The sequence below is a fragment of the Pseudomonas sp. MT3 genome (assembly GCF_054720805.1).
Genome location: NZ_JBTVPY010000013.1, coordinates 78,928 through 97,315, shown reverse-complemented (window position 1 = coordinate 97,315; position 18,388 = coordinate 78,928). Strand labels below are relative to the sequence as shown.

The window sequence follows — 18,388 nt, the reverse complement described above, 5'->3', positions numbered from 1 at the left end:
CAACGCTGGAAAAGACCCATTCGCCCGTGGCACCTTCGCCACGGGCACCCCGGATCAACAGGAGTGAGGGAAGCTTGATGAAACGTATCCTGACCAGCCTCGCGCTGATCGGCCTGGCCAGCGTGCTGAGCGCCTGCGGTTTCCAACTGCGCGGCCTGGGCGATACGAACTTTGCGCTCAAGGAAGTCGACCTGACCGCGCGTAATGCCTACGGCGATACGGTCAAGCAGCTCCAGCAGGTGCTCGAAGGCAGCGGCGTGAAAGTCGTCTCGCGCGCGCCCTACCACGTCATCCTCGCCCGCGAGAACGTGACCCAGCGTACCGTCAGCTACACCAGCTCGGCGCGTAGCGCGGAAAACCAATTGACCAACACCCTGGACTACGAAATCCGTGGCACCAACGACCTGCTGCTGATGAACGGCCAGGTCCAGGTGCGCAAGGTCTACGTACAGGACGAGAACAACCTGGTCGGCTCCGACCAGGAAGCCACGCAGATCCGCGAAGAAATGCGCCGCGACCTGGTCCAGCAGATGGCCATGCGCCTGCAGATGATCACCCCGGCCCAGCTGGAAGACCTGCAACGCAAGGCCGAAGCCAAGGCCAAGGCCGAAGCGGACGCGCAGAAAGCCGCGGAGGACGCCGCCAAGGCCCAGCCGCAGCAGTCGCCGATCGAATTTCCGCAAGCCGAGTGACAGACAGGGGCCGGACACACCGGCCCCTTTTTCATCATGAAGCTCAATCCCGGACAACTCGCCAAGCACCTGCAAGGCAACCTCGCCCCCGTCTACGTCGTCAGCGGCGACGAGCCGCTGCTCTGCCAGGAAGCCTGCGACGCCATTCGCACGGCCTGCCGCCAGCATGATTTCGGCGAGCGCCAGGTGTTCAACGCCGAAGCCAACTTCGACTGGGGCCAACTGCTCGAAGCCGGCGCCAGCCTCTCGCTGTTCGCCGAAAAGCGCCTGATCGAACTGCGCCTGCCGTCTGGCAAGCCCGGCGACAAGGGCGCTGCCATCCTCCAGGAATACCTGCAGCGCCCGCCGGAGGACACCGTCCTGCTGGTCAGCCTGCCCAAGCTCGACGGCAGCACGCAGAAGACAAAATGGGCCAAGGCCCTGATCGACGGGAATGCTGCACAGTTCATCCAGATCTGGCCCATCGATGCGCACCAGTTGCCGCAATGGATTCGCCAGCGCCTGTCCCAGGCCGGCCTCGCCGCCAGCCAGGAAGCCGTGGACCTGATCGCCGCACGTGTGGAAGGCAACCTCCTGGCCGCCGCCCAGGAAATCGAAAAGCTCAAGCTGCTGGCCGACGGTCAGCAGATCGACGCCGCCACCGTCCAGGCAGCGGTAGCCGACAGCGCGCGCTTCGACGTCTTCGGCCTGATCGATGCCGCCCTGAACGGCGAAGCCGCTCACTGCCTGCGCATGCTCGAAGGTCTGCGCGGCGAAGGTGTGGAGCCGCCGGTGATCCTCTGGGCGCTGGCCCGGGAAATCCGCGTGCTGGCGGCCCTGGCCCAGCAGTTCAGCCAGGGTGTGCCGCTGGAAAAAGCCTTCAGCCAGGCCCGCCCCCCCATCTGGGACAAGCGCCGCCCGCTGATGACCAAAGCCCTGCAACGGCATACCGCGCCGCGCTGGAACCAGATGCTGCAGGACGCCCAACTGATCGATGCACAGATCAAGGGGCAAGCGCCGGGCACCCCCTGGAGCGGCCTCGCCCGCCTCGCCCTGCTGGTGGCCGGACAGCGCATCAGCCTGCCGTCGGCCTGAAGCGCCTTCAGACCTGCTGCAACCTGTAGGAGCGAGTTTGCTCGCGAACAGTGTCTAATGCCGCAGCGTCAGGCGCCCCACAGCGACAGGCTCCCTACCTCCATGAGGCTTCGGTACGACGGCATTCGCGAGCAAGCTCGCTCCTACGAAAAGCCGCGGCCGGGCGTCATCGGCTCTACTCCCACTCGCGGACTTGCCGCACCTCCACGCAGCCCAGGCGGCCCGGCGGAATCTTCGCGGCGATGCGCTGGGCCTCATCCATATCCGCCGCTTCGATCAGGTAGAAACCACCAAGCTGCTCCTTGGTTTCCGCGAACGGACCATCGGTGATCGACAGGCGCTCCCCCTGCCCTCTCAGCGTCCTGCCCGTCAGCGTCGGCAGCAAGGCGTTGGCGGCGATGTAGTTGCCGCTACGGCGTAACTGCTCACTGTAGGTCATGCATTCATCGACGATGCCCCGCAGTTCGGCCTCGGGCAGCTCAGCCGCCTTGCGCTCGTCGAAGTAGATCATGCAAAGAAACTTCATTGTTCTTGTCCTCGCGGTCATCAGATAGGCGCCGCAGCCAGAGTAGTCCCGAAAACTGCCAACTCGCCTTGGCCCATCCGCCGACTGACCAAAGGCATTGGACAAGCGTGCCAAATAGGCAGAACATGCGCGCGCCGGCACGGGGCCGGCGTCGATGAGGACACCCAGATGGCAAAGCGCTCCAAACGGCCGAACAAGGCCAAATCCCTGATCGCACAACCGCTGTTCCGCAGCCGCCAGGAAAAGCCCCTCAAAGGCAAAGGCAGCTACCGCCGCGAAGCCTCCCACAATTGGGAGGCTTCTTCGCTTCTGGCGGCCTGAAAACCTCGGACCTCCCGCTTTCAGCCGGACAGCCTCACCGCCGTGAAGCCCCACGCAGTACCGCCCTCATCATCCTTCCCTCCAGCCTTGACTGAGCCAGCGCACCCCAGGGCCGATACGGGAATTCCCCCGCCGTGACCATCCGACCGCCTCTGCATCCAACGCAGACGCGTTACAGTGGCCATGCTAAGGTGGCCGCTCCCCTGCCAATACTCGAGGAGAGCAATGCGCAAGCCCGTTTCATCTGTTGTCGGCCAACGCTGCCTGCTCGCCGTCATCCTGTCGCTGACCACCTTTGGCCTGCTGTCTTCCTGTGCCGAGGCACCACCTCAGGGTGTGTCCGGCGCGACATCCGCCGCGCAGCCCACGCAAAGTTTCGCTCAGTGGCGCGAGGGCTTTCGTGTCCAGGCCCTGGCTGCCGGCATCAGCGCGCAGACCTTCGATGCGGCCTTCGCCGGCCTCGAGCCGGATGATTCGGTGGTCGCAGCCGACCGCAGCCAGCCCGAGTTCACCCGCCCCGTCTGGCAATACTTGGAAAGCGCTGTCTCCCCGGCACGGGTGCGCAACGGGCAGGACCGGCTGCTGCAGAACACCGAGACGCTGCAACGCATCGACACCACCTACGGCGTGGACCGCGAAGCCGTGGTGGCCATCTGGGGCATGGAGAGCAACTTCGGCCAGCAGATGGGCAGCAAGAACGTGATCCGCTCGCTGGCCACCCTGGCCTACGAAGGCCGCCGCCCGGACTTCGGGCGCAACCAACTGATCGCCGCGTTGCAAATCCTCCAGCACGGCGATGTGCCGACGAGCAACATGATCGGCTCCTGGGCCGGCGCGATGGGCCAGACCCAATTCATCCCCACCACCTACAACCGCTATGCCGTGGACTTCGACGGCGACGGCCGGCGCGACATCTGGAGCTCGCCCACCGACGCCCTGGCCTCCACGGCGAATTACCTGAGTACGTCCGGCTGGCGGCGCGGGCAAAGCTGGGGCTTCGAAGTACGTCTGCCACAGGGCTTCGACTACGCGCAGGCCGATATGGATATCCGCAAACCCGTATCCGAATGGCAGCGCCAGGATGTACAACCCATGAACGGCAACCTGCCGGCCGAGCCACACGCCAGTGCCTCGTTGCTGCTACCGGCGGGCTATCGCGGGCCGGCCTTCCTGGTGACGGACAACTTCCGCGCCATCCTCAAGTACAACAACTCCACGTCCTATGCACTGGCAGTAGGACTGTTGGCGGATAGCTTCAAGGGTGGCGGTCAGTTGGTCGGGCAGTGGCCGGTGAATGACGCGCCGCTCTCCCGCACAGAGCGGATCGAGCTGCAGCAGTGCCTGGCCAAGCGCGGATTCGACCCTGGCACGGCGGATGGCATCATCGGTGCCAATACCCGCAAGGCCATCCGCGCCTACCAGCAATCCCAGGGGCTCCCGGCGGACGGGTATCCAACCCCTGTCCTGCTCGGCCGACTGCGTTCCGGTAGATAAGGACGACAACCACGGCCTGATGGGGTAGGCCGCGGAGGGCGACTGTCACTGATAATCGAAGGTGAACACCATCTGGCTCTGCACGGTCCCGGGCGAAATGGTGGTACCCGTTCTATGGTAGCGGGCGAAATACCCGAAACTGACCTGGCCGTTGGCGGAAATATTGCCCAGATCCACGCGCTGATCGAGTGGCATGGACGAGAAGTCGCTTTTCAGCAACTGAATGCCGACACCCTGGGCGGTGCCCTGGGAACCCAGTATCCCGGACTGGGAATCTACCGCCGTCACGCCAGGCGCCGCTTCCATCCTGATCCCGACCTTCAGGTTCTTGTTGCACAGCAGGCCGATATTGAAGGGCGTTCCTCCGGCGACCGAACCCACCCGGGAAAGCGCGGAGAGTCCTACCTTGGGCAACTGCACCGTACTCGGGCTGGTGACCGTGCAGGTCACGCTGGATATCTGCAGGTTTCCCGCTGGAGAGATCATGGAAGGCGCCAAGGCACCACTGCTGTAGTTGAGTACCCAAAGCGTCTCATAGACACCGAACAGCCACGCCGCGTTGGCGCTGGTCAGCATGCCGGAGTCAACCGGAGTTCCAGCCGGAGAGGTCTTGACCAGTTCCATGGCCCCGGTGAGGTTGTACAAGAGCGTGTATGGCGCCGTTCCTCCGCCCTGGAGCTGACCGAAATGGGAAGCGCACTGCTGGTTCTGTGCGTTCTGGACCCGATTGCCTGACGCATCCAGCAGGGCCATGCCCACGCCGGCTATACCGGTGGAGTACACGCCAGGAATACCCGGTACGGGGCTGGCCGTTCCACTGGCCACACAGGCCACGATCGTGGAACCGACCGCGGGTGGAGGTGCGCCGTTACCGACCCACGCGTCAGGTGTGCAGGCGCCGGTGATGGTGAAGGGGCGATAGGTGCCGGGAATGGTTGCCCCGGCAGACAGGCCCTCTGGCACCACCACGCTCATGTTGTAGTCCAGGCTCTGTGGCAGGCTGCCATTGAACGCCTTGCAGTCCGCCCGGACCGAACCGATGTGCGAAAGAACCGCCGCAAGCATGAGCAGTGCGAGAGCCCACTGCCTGCATGGCAGTTGGAAGAAATGATTGCAACGCATCCGTCAGACCTCGTTTCGATTGATGGGGACGCTCAGGTCCCGGAAAGCGCCAGGGCGCCGCCGCGGGTAACGACCTGGCAGCGCACCGCGACTTTCTGCACGACAGCCCCCTTCGCAGATTCGGAGGGCAGGCTGTAGCCGAGGCGGCAGCTCTGCCCCTCCCCTTCGCCCCAGCGAATCAGCAGCCGCCCCTGCTCCGCAATGCCGCGGAGGAAGATCTGCCCGCCCTGCCCGACCATCGACAGCGGCTTGCCATCGGCATCCAGCACCTCAGCACCGAGCGGAATGGCTATACCGTCATCCCGGGTCACCTGGAGGAGTACCGGCTTTCCCGCCACGGTCGGGTACTTGAGCATCACGATGGAACCGAAACGGGGCGCCACCGATTGCGAGGTCACCTCCAGCTCCACATCCGGAGAGATTCCCTTGGGATCGATCTCGACCTCGTTTTGCCGGTAGGGCATCAGGCCGGATACCACCGCGTAACCATTGTCGGATACCTTGGCGCCGACATTGTTGAGTACCTTCGCGCCGCCGGCGCCCTTGGCCTCGACGATGGCCATGGTTTCGCCCTGGTTCTGGGTGAAGTTGACCCCGCCAGGATGGGCCACAAGGCTGCCACGGGCACCGAAACTGGCCTGCCTGTAGTCATCGCCGTTGCTCGCAGAAGCGCTGAAGGCGGCCATCGGCGCGTTGTAGGTGGCGGACAATCCTTCGCTACCGGACCTGTCGCCGTCGCTCTTCAATGCCGAAGCAAAGAGGTTGTAGCTGAGCTGATGCTGCTCGCCCAGACTGCCGCCGAGGTTGGTCTGGAGGCTGTTGTTCCTGCTGTCGGAATAGCTGGTGGTGGTGCTCAGATACATCGGACTGGATGAGGTGGCGCCGATGGGCAGGTTCACGGTCACCATGTAGGTGCTGTCGAAATTCCCGTCCTCATTACGCGTACGCGAGGCCGACAGACCGAGGCTGCCCCAACTGAAGCCGGTGTTGTAACCGGCCTGGAAGGTGGTATTGCCTTGGCTGCGGTTCCAGTAGTCCTGCCTGGAGCCGGTGAAGTAGAAACTGCCGTACTCTCCCAGCGGCTGGGTAACACTGAGCTGGAAACGGTTGCGCTGGCGATAGACCTGGCGGTTCGGATCGTCGCTGTCTCTGAGCCATGCGTAGTCCTGCAGATTGAGAAAATCCGCACTGGAGAACCGATAGGCAGCCACGGTGAAGTTGGTGCTGGTGGCATCCAGCAGCTTGCTGTAGGTGAGCCGGTAGCTCTGTCCACTCATGGAACTGCTGGTGTCGATGCCGTCCGGCAGGCCGCTGGCCTGGGAATAAGTGACATCCGCAGCCAGTGCACCGAGCGGCGTGCTGAAAGCCAGGCCGCCCATACCGGACAGATATTTCTCGGCGACGATCCCGCCGGCGTAGGCAGTCATGAGATTGGAGACGCCGTGCTGGTAGGTGCCCTGTACGAAGCTGGGCGCATCGTGCAGGTTGTCGTCGCGATACTGGCCGGCAGTGACGTTGTAGCGGGTCACCCCAGGCCGCACCAGTTGCGACACCGACGCATAGGGCACGACGAACGACTTCACGCGCCCGTCGGATTCCGTCACCACGATCGTCAGGTCGCCGGCATAGCCGGTGTTGTACAGGTCATCGATAACGAACGGGCCGGGCGCCACCGTGGTCTCGTACAGGGTGTTGTCACCCTGTTTGACCGTGACCCGCGCATTGGTATCGGCAACGCCACGGATCGTCGGCGCGAAGCCGTTCTGGGAGTCCGGACGCATGCGATCGTCCGATCCCAGCTGGACGCCGGTATAGGGAACGCTGTCGAACAGGTCGCTCGGGCTGTAGTACTCCCCCAGGGTCAGTTGCGACTTCAGGGCGGTGACATCCCGCTGGGCATAGGCGTTCAGCGAGTCGAAACGGCTGGAGGAAGGAGCGCCCTGGGTCTGGCTGCGGTTGTACGAGCCGTTGTAACGCACACGCCAGTCCTTCAGGTTCAGGCCCGCATTGACGCCGGCGTAGTACTGGGTACTGTCGGCGCCATCACGACTGTCGGTCTGGAAGACGTTGGCATTGTAGGAAAGGAAACCGGCGGTCACGCCCCTGTCCCATTCGCCAGGGTCGACATATCCACGCGCGCGCCGGCCTGCATAGGCCTGCGGTACGCTGATGGTGGCACGCTGTTCGGACATGTCAACATCCAGTGTGCTACCGGGGACGGTCTGCTGGAGATCCAGGCACTCCGGCTCATGGCCGCTGCTCTGGCTGCCCTTGGGCAGCTTGGTGAAATCGATACCCATGGCCCGAAGCTGGCCGCGCTTGAAGCAGTAACCAGGCGCGGCGTTCTTGCCTTCCCCGCTGACGCCCCTGACGTCCTGCCGGCCGATCCAGTTGCCATTGACATAGACATCCAGCCGGTAATTGCCCGGATCGACGGGATTGCCATTCTCGAAGCGCGAGAGATCGACCGAAGTGCCGCCCTCGCCATTGCTGAAGAAGCTGGGGTTGAAGGCAGCGAACTGGTTGGACACGTCCGCCAGCGCTTCGGCACAGATGCCGACAGCAGCAGACAGCATTCCCAGCATCAACCACGACCTGGCGGAGTGCAGTCCGCACGCCCGCCTCCCAGCATTTCCAAAGCGGGAAATTCGTTGAAAACTTCTGATCCTGTTCATGGTCCCCCTTCGCCCGCCGGGCATACGGATGCCATACGGCAGGCGGGACATTCATCCCGGAAAGACGTGAGAGATAAGGAGAAAGCGATAGGCTGTAATACTTGGATCAGCGTCGCAGTAGGGACTCACCCGGGATCGACGCACCGTAGTCGTTGATCCAGTTGTAGGTGACCTTCATCTCGCCGGTTGGTGGAGTAGCAAGCCCCTTCAAAGGGAAGCTCATGGTGGAACCCGGCCTGACCATGCCGTCGGCATCGCTGGTGAAGCGTTTGCCGGCGACGAGCAATGTCACCCTGCCGAGGGACAGGTGGTAGGCGCTGGCATTGGTGCAATTCAGCGCCAGGCCGTGAGCATCCGGCGTCAGCGTCCAGGCCAGTTTCTCGGCCGCCTGCGAGGGATTGCCGGGCAAGCCCGCCGGGCGATAGAACAGCTTGATCCGGGAGCGGTAGGCCACCTGCATGTAGTTGATGTCCTTCTGCGTTGGCAGCGGCGGGACATCCAGAACATTCAGCCAGAACACGCTCTCCCTATCGCCTGGAAGGGATTCGCCGGTGAACGCAATGCGCAACGTCTGCCCCTTGCTGGCATCGAGCCTGGCAACCGGCGGCGTCACCACGAATGGAGCGTCGGATTGCTCGGGACGGGTCTTGGGATCCCCCCTGTCCACCCAGGCTTGCACCAGGGCGGGCGTTGTTCCTGCGTTGGTCAGCTTCACGGTGACTTCACGCTCAGCTGCGGGATAGACGACCCGGGTTCCGGTAATCACCACATTGGCCTGCGCCATCAGGGACGACAGGGAGGCAACGGCTACCAGGGAGGTCAGGAGGGTGCGAGAAAGGGACCTGCGCATTGCATCACCACAATTCAAATCGCGAAAACCGTCCGGGGCCAGGGCCCCGGAACGGGGCTTACTGATAGTCGAGGGTCATGTAGACGCTGGACGTTACAGGACCAGCGATTACCGGCGCGACATTGGCGAAGTACTGGGCGTAGTACTGCAGCGTCGCGCTGCCGCTGGAGGTGTCCACCGTCTGGGAACCGCCGTTGGTGGCCAGGTTGATCGGGGAGAACGAGTCATTGAGGAGTTGAATCTGCGCATTCGAACCAGCGGCGGCCTGGTTGATCAGGTTGCCGTTCGCGGTATCGATGGTCGGACCCGGCTCAAAGTGCGCCGTGGCACGCGCCGAACTGCAGTCGGTCAACTGGAAGTTGAACGGAGTGCGGCCGGCCCAGTCGCCGACGGTTGCCAGCGCGTTGACGCTTACGGTGGGCAGGTTGACGGTCTTGGTAACGGCGCTGTCGCTACCGTCGATCTTGCAGGTCTGGTCCGTCACCTCGCCATTGAAGTTCACCAGTGCGTCATAGGCGAAGGCATTGCTGCCCAACCCCAGGGCGATCAGGGCGACGGCGGCATGAAGCTTTTTCATCTGAAATTTCCTCGATTTGCTCTGTGCTGGCGCCTCTCGGAGGAGGCTTGCTCGGCAGGACCGGCCCCTTAATGGGACCATCGTCCATGCCTGCACTGATTCTATTGGGGGGCAAATACGAGGAGGAGTCAGGTATTTCCAGAACCTCTGAAGGAAATTTCCTATCTGGTAATACCAATCACCCATAAACAAGTGACAATCGCTAGCAATTCACACCAGTTACCAATGTAACCCCTTATATTCAAAAGCTTTTCAACCACCCTACCAGGCTCCGAACGCACCCTCGCAGGGCACGAAGTAGCAGTGGGTTGTAGAGTGCACAAACAAGAAAACGCCGCCTATCCTCGCGGAAAAGCGGCGTTTCCTGCAGCGACAGACCGGGCTCTGCACGAAAAGTCGTCGAGCGATGGCCAGGCGAGGAGCAACGAGGGCAACAGCCGATGGACGAGCGCCAGCGCGTCAAACCGGTGAGGAAGCGGAATCTACGTGCTGTAAACGAGCATTCCGAACCGGTTTCAACGCAGCGTCACGCGTGCAGCCCGCGGGCGCCTTCGCCAGAACCTAGCCGATCTTCTCGCCGTGCGCCTGCTGGTCGGCATGGTAGGAGGAGCGTACCAGCGGGCCGGAGGCGACGTTCTTGAAGCCCATTTTCGCGCCTTCCTCGGCGAACCAGGCGAAGGTGTCCGGGTGGACGAAGCGCTGCACCGGAAGGTGGTTGCGCGAGGGCTGCAGGTACTGTCCGAGGGTCAGCATGTCGATGTCGTGCTCGCGCATACGGTGCATGACTTCGATGACTTCCTCGTCGGTCTCGCCCAGGCCGAGCATCAGGCCGGACTTGGTCGGTACGTGCGGGACCATCTGCTTGAACTTCTGCAGCAGGTCCAGCGACCACTCGAAGTCGGAGCCCGGACGCGAGGACTTGTACAGGCGCGGTACGGTTTCCAGGTTGTGGTTGAATACGTCCGGCGGCTCGTTGGCGGTGATTTCCAGGGCGATGTCCATGCGCCCGCGGTAGTCCGGGACCAGGGTTTCCAGCTGTACGCCGGGGGACAGCTTGCGGATCTCGCGCAGGCAGTCGGCGAAGTGCTGGGCGCCGCCGTCACGCAGGTCGTCGCGGTCCACCGAGGTGATCACCACGTACTTCAGGCGCAGGTCGGCGATGGCGATGGCGAGGTTGCTCGGCTCGTCGACATCCAGCGGCTTCGGACGGCCGTGGCCGACGTCGCAGAACGGGCAGCGACGGGTGCAGATGTCGCCCATGATCATGAAGGTCGCGGTGCCGCCGGAGAAGCACTCGCCCAGGTTCGGGCAGGAGGCCTCTTCGCAGACGCTGTGCAGCTTGTGCTTGCGCAGCAGTTGCTTGATGCGGTCGACCTCGGGAGAAACGGGGATGCGCACGCGAATCCAGTCGGGCTTCTTCGGCAGTTCCTCGGTGGGGATGATCTTCACCGGAATGCGCGCGACCTTCTCTGCGCCGCGCAGCTTGACGCCGACTTCCACCTTGCCCGGCTTGGCGGCCGGGGCTGCCTGACCTGCGTTGTCCACAACAGTGCTCATCTAGGTTGGATCCCGCCCGTTAGGGTCTTCTGTGCCGCGTAGCCAAGGCGCTGGACGAGTTCGCCACGCAGGCGCTCGCGCACATCGGCCAATGCGATGGGGCCGGCCAGCTGACTCAGCTGGGTCATGGCCATGCCTGCGTAACCGCAGGGATTGATGCGTCGAAAGGGTTCCAGGTCCATGTCCACATTGAGGGCCAGGCCGTGGAAGGAGCGGCCGTTGCGGATGCGCAGGCCGAGGGAAGCGATTTTCGCGCCATCGACATAGACGCCCGGCGCGTCGGGTTTGGACACGGCCGTGACGCCGTAGCCTTCGAGCAGGCCGATGAGGCTCTGTTCGATGCGCGAGACGAGGTCGCGCACGCCAATGCCGGAGCGGCGCACGTCAAGCATGAGGTAGGCGACCAGTTGGCCGGGGCCGTGGTAGGTCACCTGACCGCCGCGGTCGACCTGGACCACCGGGATGTCGCCGGGGAACAGGACGTGCTCGGCCTTGCCGGCCTGGCCCTGGGTGAACACGCGCTGGTGTTCGAGCAGCCAGACTTCGTCGGGCGTGGCGGGGTCGCGCTCGGCGGTGAAGCGCTGCATGGCGTGCCAGGTTGGCTCGTAGGGCTGGATGCCCAGCTCGCGAAAGCCCAGCGTGCCGCCCATCAGATCACCATGTGAACGCGGCCGGTGGCGCGCAGGTCTTTATGAATGTTCTGCAACTGGTCGACACCGGTGGCGGTGATCAGCACCTGCACGGACAGGAAACGGCCGTTGCGGCTGTCACGGGTGACCAGGGTGGTGACGTCGAGGTCGGGCGCGTGGCGCTGGATGATTTCGACGACCAGATCGGAGAAGCCTTCGCCGGCGTCACCGATGACCTTGATCGGATAGCGTTCGCAGGGGAACTCGATCTTCGGTGCGGGTTGCTCATTCTCGGTATTGAGACGATCGACAGAATCAGGGGTATCAGTCATGACACTCGCGGGCGGGTGGCCCGCCTCCGCATGAGCGTCCAGGGTGGGGACGCTCCGGGTGGATCGGACGACGGCTGCCGGGCCGCAGGGGAACCGCGCAGTCGCAGGCGGGCATTTTACCCGAGTTTGCGACTGCGCGTAGGGCTCAATCCCGGCTTTGTATACAAAAGTACGAGGCCGGGACAGGCGATCAGTTGAACAGGCCGTAGAAGAACAGGCGCAGGCTATCCCAGATACGGCGGAAGAAGCCGCCTTCTTCCACGGCGTTCAGGGCGACCAGGTCGGAGGTGCGAACGACCTTGTCACCCAGCTTGACCTCGACCTTGCCGATGACCTGACCCTGCTGGATCGGCGCCATCAGGCTGGGCTCGACGACCATGTTGGCCTGCAACTGCTTGAGCTGGCCGCGCGGCATGGTCATGGTCAGGTCTTCGGCCAGGCCGGCTTTGACTTCGTGCTCGGAGCCCTTCCAGACCATCGCCTTGGTCAGCTCGGCGCCCTTCTTGTAGAAGGTCTGCGATTCGAAGAAGCGGAAGCCGTAGGTCAACAGTTTCTGGGTTTCGGCGGCGCGGGCCTGCTCGCTGTTGGTGCCGAAGACGACAGCGATCATGCGCTGGCCGTCGCGCATGGCGGACGCCACCAGGCAGTAGCCGGCTTCGTCGGTGTGGCCGGTCTTCAGGCCGTCGACGGTCTTGTCGCGCCACAGCAGCAGGTTGCGGTTGGGCTGCTTGATGTTGTTCCAGAGGAACTCTTTCTGCGCGTAGATGGCGTAGTGGGTCGGCTCGCCGTAGATGATGGCGCGGGCGAGGACGGCCATGTCCTTGGCGGAGGAGTAGTGGTCCGGGTTGGGCAGGCCGGTGGCGTCCATGAAGTGGGAGTTGGTCATGCCCAGCTTCTGCGCGGTGGTGTTCATCATGTCGGCGAAGGCATCTTCGCTGCCGGCGATGTGCTCGGCCAAGGCGACGGAGGCGTCGTTGCCGGACTGGATGATGATGCCGTGCAGCAGGTCGCTGACCGAGACCTGGGAGCCGACCTTGATGAACATGCGCGAGCCGCCGGTGCGCCAGGCGTGTTCGCTGACGGTGACCTGGTCGGATTCGGTGATGCGGCCGCCTTCGATTTCCTTGGTGGCGATGTAGGCGGTCATCAGCTTGGTCAGGCTGGCGGGCGGCAGGCGCTCGTCGCCGTTGTTCTCGACCAGGATGTTGCCGCTGGCGCCGTCCATCAGCACCCAGGCTTTGGCCGCCAGTTGCGGCGCGGCGGGAACGACTTCAGCGGCCCAACTGGCCACGGGGGCGCTGAGCAGCACAAGCAATGACAGGCGTTTGGCGAAGTTGAAGATGTTCATCCGTCTCTCTGGGTTTCACTAATGGTCAAACAAACAATCCCCCTGGGGGGAACTCGTGCCGCGGCCTCTACGGACCGCTGCGGCTCGTGCCGTGGAAACTCAGTCCAGGCGCACGAGCTTGGGTTGGCCAAGCTTGGCCACGCGGATGCTGTCCTGCATCCGGCTTGCTTCATCCTGCGTCCCGATCGGCCCCAGGCGCACCCGGTACAAGGTCTGCTGGTTGACCACGACCGAGCTGATAAAGGCCTTGGCCCCCGTCAGGCCGCCGACCTTCTCCTTGAGTAGCTCCGCAGCGTCCGGGTTGGCGAAGGCACCCACCTGGAGATACAGGCCATCGGCTGGTAATGAAGCGTTTTTTTTTGAGTCGATCTGAACCGGCGCCAGGGGCGCTGCATGCTGCGCCGGCGGCGGAGTGTAGGTTTCGATCGGTTGCGCCATCGCCACGACCTGGGGCTGCGCGGCGGCTGGTTGCGAGGCCATCTTCGGCAGGGCCATGATCATCGGCGGCTGCTTGCCCTGGGCGGCCCACCAGCGGTCAGGGTCGATGCCCTCCACCTTCACGTGGGCGGTGCCGCTCTCGGCGTAGCCGAGCTTCTTGGCGGCGGCGAAGGACAGGTCGATCACCCGATCGGAATAGAACGGTCCGCGGTCGTTGACCCGGACGATGACGCTCTTGCCGTTGTCCAGGTTGGTCACGCGGACGTAGCTGGGCAGCGGCAGGGTCTTGTGCGCGGCGGTCATGCCGTACAGGTCGTATTGCTCGCCGTTGGCGGTGGCCTGGCCGTGGAACTTGGTGCCGTACCAGGAGGCGGTACCGACCACGCTGTAGGTATTCGAGTTGCTCAGCGGGTAGTAGGTCTTGCCCAGTACGGTGTAGGGATTGTTCTTGAACGGCCCGTTGTGCGGCATCGGCACGGCATCGGGGATGCGCGAGACGTCGACATCCCACCAGGGAGCGCCGTCGCGGTGTGGACGGCTGTAGTCGATGGGGCCGGAGATCCCGCTGTTCACTGGCTGCGGCTGAGGCGCGCGGTTACCGGTGCAACTGGCGAGGAACACGGCGCTCAGGCCGATGCAGGCGACGGACCGGAGGCCGGGACTGCTGATTCGCTTGCTCAATGGACACCTCGCGCCTTGGCGATTTCGCCGGCCAGCTGATGGACCGCCATAGCGTACATGGCGCTGCGGTTGTAGCGGGTGATCACATAGAAGTTCGGCAGGCCGACCCAGTATTCGGTGCCCTGGTCACCTTCCAGGCGCATGGCGGTCACCATCAGGTCGTCGCGCAGCACGTCATGGGTGCGCCAGCCCTGAGAGCGTAGCTGACTCAGGTTCATCTGCGGCTCGAGGCCCTGGGTGAGGGCGTCCTCGGCGGTGGAGGTGCCCAGCTCGGCCTGCGACACCACCGGCTCGCCGGTGTGCCAGCCGTGCTGCTTGAAGTAGTTGGCGACGCTACCGATGGCATCGGTCGGGTCGCTCCAGATGTTGATGTGGCCATCGCCATCGAAGTCCACGGCGTAGGCGCGGAAGCTGCTCGGCATGAACTGCGGCAGCCCCATGGCGCCGGCGTAGGAGCCGGTCAGGCTGAGCGGGTCGACCTGCTGCTCGCGGGCCAGCAGGAGGAACTGCTTGAGTTCCTTGCGGAAGAAGTCGGCGCGCGGCGGGTAGTCGAAGCCCAGGGTGGCCAGCGCGTCCATCACCTTGAAGTTGCCGGTGTTGCGGCCGAAGAAGGTTTCGACGCCGATGATGGAGACGATGTACTGGGCCGGTACGCCGTATTCCTGCTCGGCGCGGGCCAGGGCTTCGGCGTTCTGGTTCCAGAAGTCCACGCCGCGATTGATGCGCGCGTCGGTGACGAAGATCGGGCGGTATTCCTTCCAGGTCTTGACCCGCTCGGCGGGACGGGAGATGGCGTCGAGGATGGACTGCTTGCGCTCCACGTCATGGAACAGGCCCATGAGCTGTTCGCCGGCGAAGCCGTAGTCACGGGTCATCTCGCTGACGAACTCCGCGACCTGGGGCGAACCATCGTAGTCGCCCGCCTGCGCGGCACCGGACATGCCGATCGCCCCCGCGAGCCCGACCCAATGCATTCCCCTGGCTGCCCATTCGCGCAGTACTTGCATTCCTTTCTTCACTCTTGTCATCAAACCTGGGCGATCCACTTGCGATGGGTATGGATCGACATCAAAACCCCGAACCCTGACATCAGGGTCACCAGCGAAGTTCCGCCGTAACTAATGAAGGGCAGCGGTACCCCCACCACTGGCAACAACCCACTGACCATACCAATGTTGACGAACACATACACGAAGAAGGTCATGGTGATGCTGCCGGCGAGCAGTTTGCCGAACAGCGTCTGCGCCTGGGCGGTGATCACCAGCCCCCGGTAGATCACCAGCAGGTACAGCACCAGCAGGAGGCTCACCCCGACCATGCCGAACTCTTCGCCGAGCACGGCAATGATAAAGTCCGTGTGGCTTTCGGGCAAAAAATCCAGATGGGACTGCGTGCCCAGCAGCCAACCCTTGCCGAACACGCCGCCCGAACCGATGGCGGCCTTGGACTGGATGATGTTCCAGCCGGTGCCCAGCGGATCGCTTTCCGGGTCGAGGAAGGTCAGTACGCGCTGTTTCTGGTAGTCGTGCATGACGAAGTACCACATGCCCACGGCGACCGGCACCGCGGCCGACACGGCCATGATGATCCAGCGCCAGCGCAGGCCGCCGACGAACAGGACGAAGGCACCGGAGGCCAGTACCAGCATGGCGGTGCCCAGGTCCGGCTGCTTGAGGATCAGCACGAAGGGCACCACGATCATCGCCAGTGCCACCACGCTGTGCTTGAGGCTCGGCGGCAGGGAGCGCTTGGACAGGTACCAGGCGATGGTCATGGGCATCAGCAGCTTCATGAACTCCGCCGGCTGGAAGCGGATCACCCCGGGGATGTTGATCCAGCGGGTCGCACCCATCGCGTTGTGGCCCATCACGTCCACCACCACCAGCAGCGCCACGCCGATCAGGTAGCACAGCGGCACCCAGCGGGCGAGGAAGCGCGGCTCGAATTGCGCCAGAACGAACATCGCCCCCAGACCCAGGCCGAAGGACGACGCCTGCTTGATCAGCAGGTCCCAGCTCTTGCCGCTGGCCGAGTAGAGGACGAACAGGCCGACCGAACCGAGGGTCAGCAGCAGCAGGAGCAGCAGGCCGTCGACGTGCAGGCGCTGCAGCAGGCTGGAGCGCCGCTTCATCACGTCTTCGTTGGACAGCGTGCGGTCGAAGTTACCGTTCATGGCTTGGACGCCTCCGCCGTGGCCTGGGGCGCATATTCGGGCTTGAGCTTGCCGTTCTCGTCGAGCAGCCAGGCGTCGGTCACGGCCTTGAGTACGGGGGCGGCGACGCCGGAGCCGGACTCGCCGTTCTCCACCATCACCGCCACGGCGATCTGCGGGTTGTCCGCCGGGGCGAAGCCGACGAACAGCGCGTGGTCGCGGTGGCGCTCGAGCAGCTTGGAGCGGTTGTACTTCTCGCCCTGCTTGATCGCGACGACCTGCGCGGTACCGGACTTGCCGGCGATGCGGTAGACCGACGTGGCGCCGACCTTGTGCGCGGTACCGCGGGGCCCGTGGACTACCTGCTGCATGCCGTAGTCCACCAGGTCCCAGTTGTTCGGATCCTTGAGCTTGATGTCCGGCATCGGGTTCTCGTCGAGCGGAGGCTTGCCGTCGATGGTCCTGGCCAGGTGGGGACGGATCCACTTGCCCTTGTTGGCCAGCAACGCGGTCATCTGCGCCAGCTGCAGGGGCGTGGCCTGCATGTAGCCCTGGCCGATACCGAGGATCAGCGTTTCGCCGGGGAACCAGGCCTGCCGGCGCAGGGCGCGCTTCCACTGGCGCGAGGGCATCAGGCCTTCGGCCTCGCCGAACATGTCCAGGGACACGCGCTGGCCGAAGCCGAACTCGCTCATATAGTCGTGCAAACGGTCGATGCCCAGCTTGTGGGCGAGATCGTAGAAGTAGGTGTCGTTGGAGCGCATGATCGCGGTTTCCAGGTTCACCCAACCGTCGCCCGAGCGGTTCCAGTTGCGGTATTTGTGGTCGTAGTTCGGCAACTGGTAGTAGCCGGGGTCGAATACGCGGGTGGAAGGCGTCACCACGCCGGCGTCGAGGCCGGCGATGGCCACGGCGGGTTTCACCGTCGAACCCGGCGGATAGAGACCACGCAGCACGCGGTTGTACAGCGGGCGGTCCTCGGAGTCGCGCAGGGCGGCGTAGTCCTTGAAGCTGATGCCAGTGACGAACAGGTTGGGGTCGTAGCTGGGCTGGCTGACCATCGCCAGCACATCGCCAGTGGACGGCTGGATCGCCACGATGGCGCCGCGACGGCCCGCCAGTGCGGTTTCGGCGGCGGCCTGCAGCTTGCTGTCGATGCTCAGCACGATGTCGCGGCCGGATACCGGCTCGGTGCGCTTGAGCACGCGCAGCACGCGGCCACGGGCGTTGGTCTCGACTTCCTCGTAGCCCACGGTGCCGTGCAGTTCGTTCTCGTAGAACTTCTCCACGCCGGTCTTGCCGATGTGGTGGGTGCCGGAGTAGGCCACCGGGTCGAGTTTCTTCAGCTCCGCCTCGTTGATCCGCCCGACGTAACCGACCGAGTGGGCGAAGTGCTCGCCCAGCGGGTAGTGGCGGACGAACTGCGCGGCCACGTCGACGCCGGGCAGGCGGTACTGGTTCACCGCGATGCGGGCGATCTGCTCTTCCGACAACTCGAACATGATCGGCACCGGCTCGAACGGCCGGCGCCCCTGCTTCATGCGCTTCTCGAAGATGGCCTGGTCTTCCTCGGTGAGGCCGAGGATGTCTACCAGCGCCTTGAGCGTGTCCTTGAGGTTCTCGGTGCGCTCGCGGGTGATGGTCAGGCTGAAGCTGGGGCGGTTGTCGGCGATGATCACCCCGTTGCGGTCGAAGATCAGCCCGCGGTTGGGCGGAATCGGCTGGACGTGGACGCGGTTGTTCTCCGACAGCGTCGAGTGGTAGTCGTACTGCGTCACCTGCAGGTGGTACATGCGCGCCACCAGCACCAGGGCGAGCAGGAAGATCGCCACGCCGCCGACGATGACGCGGGTGCGGACCAGACGGGCGTCCTTCTCGTGGTCCTTGAGCTGTATCGGCTGCGGCATCGAAAACGGCTAC

Annotated in this window: 17 protein-coding genes; 4 read left to right on the top strand and 13 right to left on the bottom strand. The window is 64.1% G+C overall.

From position 1 onward, the window contains the following. Positions 1 to 77: 77 nt before the first annotated feature. Both ACYCAX_RS15255 and holA read left to right on the top strand, forming a co-directional pair. The gene (locus tag ACYCAX_RS15255; protein WP_015475431.1) at positions 78 to 692 is read left to right on the top strand and encodes an LPS-assembly lipoprotein LptE; all 615 of its coding nucleotides are present in this window, start codon (positions 78 to 80) and stop codon (positions 690 to 692) included. 36 nt (positions 693 to 728) lie between these two features. Continuing rightward, positions 729 to 1,766: a DNA polymerase III subunit delta gene (holA, locus tag ACYCAX_RS15250; protein ID WP_015475430.1), complete on the top strand. Its 1,038-nt coding sequence runs from the start codon at positions 729 to 731 to the stop codon at positions 1,764 to 1,766. Between the two features lie 175 nt (positions 1,767 to 1,941). Here the strand turns inward: holA and ACYCAX_RS15245 are convergent, their stop codons facing one another. Further along, positions 1,942 to 2,292, bottom strand: a complete 351-nt coding sequence (locus ACYCAX_RS15245; protein ID WP_041711706.1) for a YciI family protein — start codon at positions 2,290 to 2,292, stop codon at positions 1,942 to 1,944. 168 nt (positions 2,293 to 2,460) lie between these two features. On the opposite strand from ACYCAX_RS15245, the gene arfA reads away from it, so the two are divergent. Both arfA and ACYCAX_RS15235 read left to right on the top strand, forming a co-directional pair. Next, positions 2,461 to 2,613: an alternative ribosome rescue factor ArfA gene (gene arfA, locus ACYCAX_RS15240; RefSeq protein ID WP_015475428.1), complete on the top strand. Its 153-nt coding sequence runs from the start codon at positions 2,461 to 2,463 to the stop codon at positions 2,611 to 2,613. Between the two features lie 225 nt (positions 2,614 to 2,838). After that, entirely contained in the window at positions 2,839 to 4,107 is a 1,269-nt protein-coding gene (locus ACYCAX_RS15235) for a lytic murein transglycosylase (protein WP_015475427.1), read from the top strand. A gap of 45 nt (positions 4,108 to 4,152) precedes the next feature. Here the strand turns inward: ACYCAX_RS15235 and ACYCAX_RS15230 are convergent, their stop codons facing one another. The 12 genes from ACYCAX_RS15230 to mrdA all read right to left on the bottom strand — a co-directional run bounded on the left by ACYCAX_RS15230 (position 4,153) and on the right by mrdA (position 18,375). Beyond that, positions 4,153 to 5,229, bottom strand: a complete 1,077-nt coding sequence (locus tag ACYCAX_RS15230) for a fimbrial protein (protein WP_015475426.1) — start codon at positions 5,227 to 5,229, stop codon at positions 4,153 to 4,155. Positions 5,230 to 5,261: 32 nt separating this feature from the next. After that, positions 5,262 to 7,814: a fimbria/pilus outer membrane usher protein gene (locus tag ACYCAX_RS15225; RefSeq protein WP_460248333.1), complete on the bottom strand. Its 2,553-nt coding sequence runs from the start codon at positions 7,812 to 7,814 to the stop codon at positions 5,262 to 5,264. Positions 7,815 to 8,010: 196 nt separating this feature from the next. Beyond that, positions 8,011 to 8,754, bottom strand: a complete 744-nt coding sequence (locus ACYCAX_RS15220; protein ID WP_015475424.1) for a fimbrial biogenesis chaperone — start codon at positions 8,752 to 8,754, stop codon at positions 8,011 to 8,013. A 58-nt stretch (positions 8,755 to 8,812) separates the two neighbouring features. Further along, positions 8,813 to 9,331 carry a fimbrial protein gene (locus ACYCAX_RS15215; RefSeq protein WP_015475423.1) on the bottom strand — a complete coding sequence of 173 codons (519 nt, stop codon included), beginning with the start codon at positions 9,329 to 9,331 and terminating at the stop codon, positions 8,813 to 8,815. 561 nt (positions 9,332 to 9,892) lie between these two features. Next, complete coding sequence (gene lipA, locus ACYCAX_RS15210; RefSeq protein WP_041711704.1) at positions 9,893 to 10,888, bottom strand: lipoyl synthase; 996 nt, start codon at positions 10,886 to 10,888, stop codon at positions 9,893 to 9,895. Continuing rightward, a complete protein-coding gene (lipB, locus tag ACYCAX_RS15205; RefSeq protein WP_015475421.1) occupies positions 10,885 to 11,538 on the bottom strand; it encodes a lipoyl(octanoyl) transferase LipB in 654 nt (217 codons plus the stop codon). The genes lipA and lipB overlap by 4 nt, the downstream gene beginning before the upstream one ends. Beyond that, the gene (locus ACYCAX_RS15200; protein WP_015475420.1) at positions 11,538 to 11,849 is read right to left on the bottom strand and encodes a DUF493 domain-containing protein; all 312 of its coding nucleotides are present in this window, start codon (positions 11,847 to 11,849) and stop codon (positions 11,538 to 11,540) included. The genes lipB and ACYCAX_RS15200 overlap by 1 nt, the downstream gene beginning before the upstream one ends. 190 nt (positions 11,850 to 12,039) lie before the next feature. Then, complete coding sequence (locus tag ACYCAX_RS15195) at positions 12,040 to 13,197, bottom strand: D-alanyl-D-alanine carboxypeptidase family protein (protein WP_015475419.1); 1,158 nt, start codon at positions 13,195 to 13,197, stop codon at positions 12,040 to 12,042. Between the two features lie 99 nt (positions 13,198 to 13,296). After that, positions 13,297 to 14,316, bottom strand: a complete 1,020-nt coding sequence (locus ACYCAX_RS15190) for a septal ring lytic transglycosylase RlpA family protein (protein WP_460248332.1) — start codon at positions 14,314 to 14,316, stop codon at positions 13,297 to 13,299. Further along, the gene (mltB, locus tag ACYCAX_RS15185; protein ID WP_086009541.1) at positions 14,313 to 15,335 is read right to left on the bottom strand and encodes a lytic murein transglycosylase B; all 1,023 of its coding nucleotides are present in this window, start codon (positions 15,333 to 15,335) and stop codon (positions 14,313 to 14,315) included. The genes ACYCAX_RS15190 and mltB overlap by 4 nt, the downstream gene beginning before the upstream one ends. Positions 15,336 to 15,343: 8 nt before the next feature. Then, positions 15,344 to 16,447, bottom strand: coding sequence for a rod shape-determining protein RodA (rodA, locus tag ACYCAX_RS15180; protein WP_086009589.1), 1,104 nt, complete (start codon positions 16,445 to 16,447; stop codon positions 15,344 to 15,346). Between the two features lie 38 nt (positions 16,448 to 16,485). Then, positions 16,486 to 18,375: a penicillin-binding protein 2 gene (gene mrdA / locus ACYCAX_RS15175; RefSeq protein ID WP_015475415.1), complete on the bottom strand. Its 1,890-nt coding sequence runs from the start codon at positions 18,373 to 18,375 to the stop codon at positions 16,486 to 16,488. Positions 18,376 to 18,388: the final 13 nt, after the last annotated feature.

Excerpts from the sequence above, each read along its gene's own strand:
- ACYCAX_RS15215 (WP_015475423.1), bottom strand. The coding sequence starts at position 9,331 with ATGAAAAAGCTTCATGCCGCCGTCGCCCTGATCGCCCTGGGGTTGGGC.
- holA (WP_015475430.1), top strand. The coding sequence starts at position 729 with ATGAAGCTCAATCCCGGACAACTCGCCAAGCACCTGCAAGGCAACCTC.
- ACYCAX_RS15200 (WP_015475420.1), bottom strand. The coding sequence starts at position 11,849 with ATGACTGATACCCCTGATTCTGTCGATCGTCTCAATACCGAGAATGAG.
- ACYCAX_RS15225 (WP_460248333.1), bottom strand. The coding sequence starts at position 7,814 with ATGCTGGGAATGCTGTCTGCTGCTGTCGGCATCTGTGCCGAAGCGCTG.
- ACYCAX_RS15235 (WP_015475427.1), top strand. The coding sequence starts at position 2,839 with ATGCGCAAGCCCGTTTCATCTGTTGTCGGCCAACGCTGCCTGCTCGCC.
- ACYCAX_RS15255 (WP_015475431.1), top strand. The coding sequence starts at position 78 with ATGAAACGTATCCTGACCAGCCTCGCGCTGATCGGCCTGGCCAGCGTG.
- arfA (WP_015475428.1), top strand. The coding sequence starts at position 2,461 with ATGGCAAAGCGCTCCAAACGGCCGAACAAGGCCAAATCCCTGATCGCA.
- rodA (WP_086009589.1), bottom strand. The coding sequence starts at position 16,447 with ATGAAGCGGCGCTCCAGCCTGCTGCAGCGCCTGCACGTCGACGGCCTG.
- ACYCAX_RS15195 (WP_015475419.1), bottom strand. The coding sequence starts at position 13,197 with ATGAACATCTTCAACTTCGCCAAACGCCTGTCATTGCTTGTGCTGCTC.
- ACYCAX_RS15230 (WP_015475426.1), bottom strand. The coding sequence starts at position 5,229 with ATGCGTTGCAATCATTTCTTCCAACTGCCATGCAGGCAGTGGGCTCTC.
- ACYCAX_RS15220 (WP_015475424.1), bottom strand. The coding sequence starts at position 8,754 with ATGCGCAGGTCCCTTTCTCGCACCCTCCTGACCTCCCTGGTAGCCGTT.
- mrdA (WP_015475415.1), bottom strand. The coding sequence starts at position 18,375 with ATGCCGCAGCCGATACAGCTCAAGGACCACGAGAAGGACGCCCGTCTG.
- lipA (WP_041711704.1), bottom strand. The coding sequence starts at position 10,888 with ATGAGCACTGTTGTGGACAACGCAGGTCAGGCAGCCCCGGCCGCCAAG.
- ACYCAX_RS15245 (WP_041711706.1), bottom strand. The coding sequence starts at position 2,292 with ATGAAGTTTCTTTGCATGATCTACTTCGACGAGCGCAAGGCGGCTGAG.
- lipB (WP_015475421.1), bottom strand. The coding sequence starts at position 11,538 with ATGGGCGGCACGCTGGGCTTTCGCGAGCTGGGCATCCAGCCCTACGAG.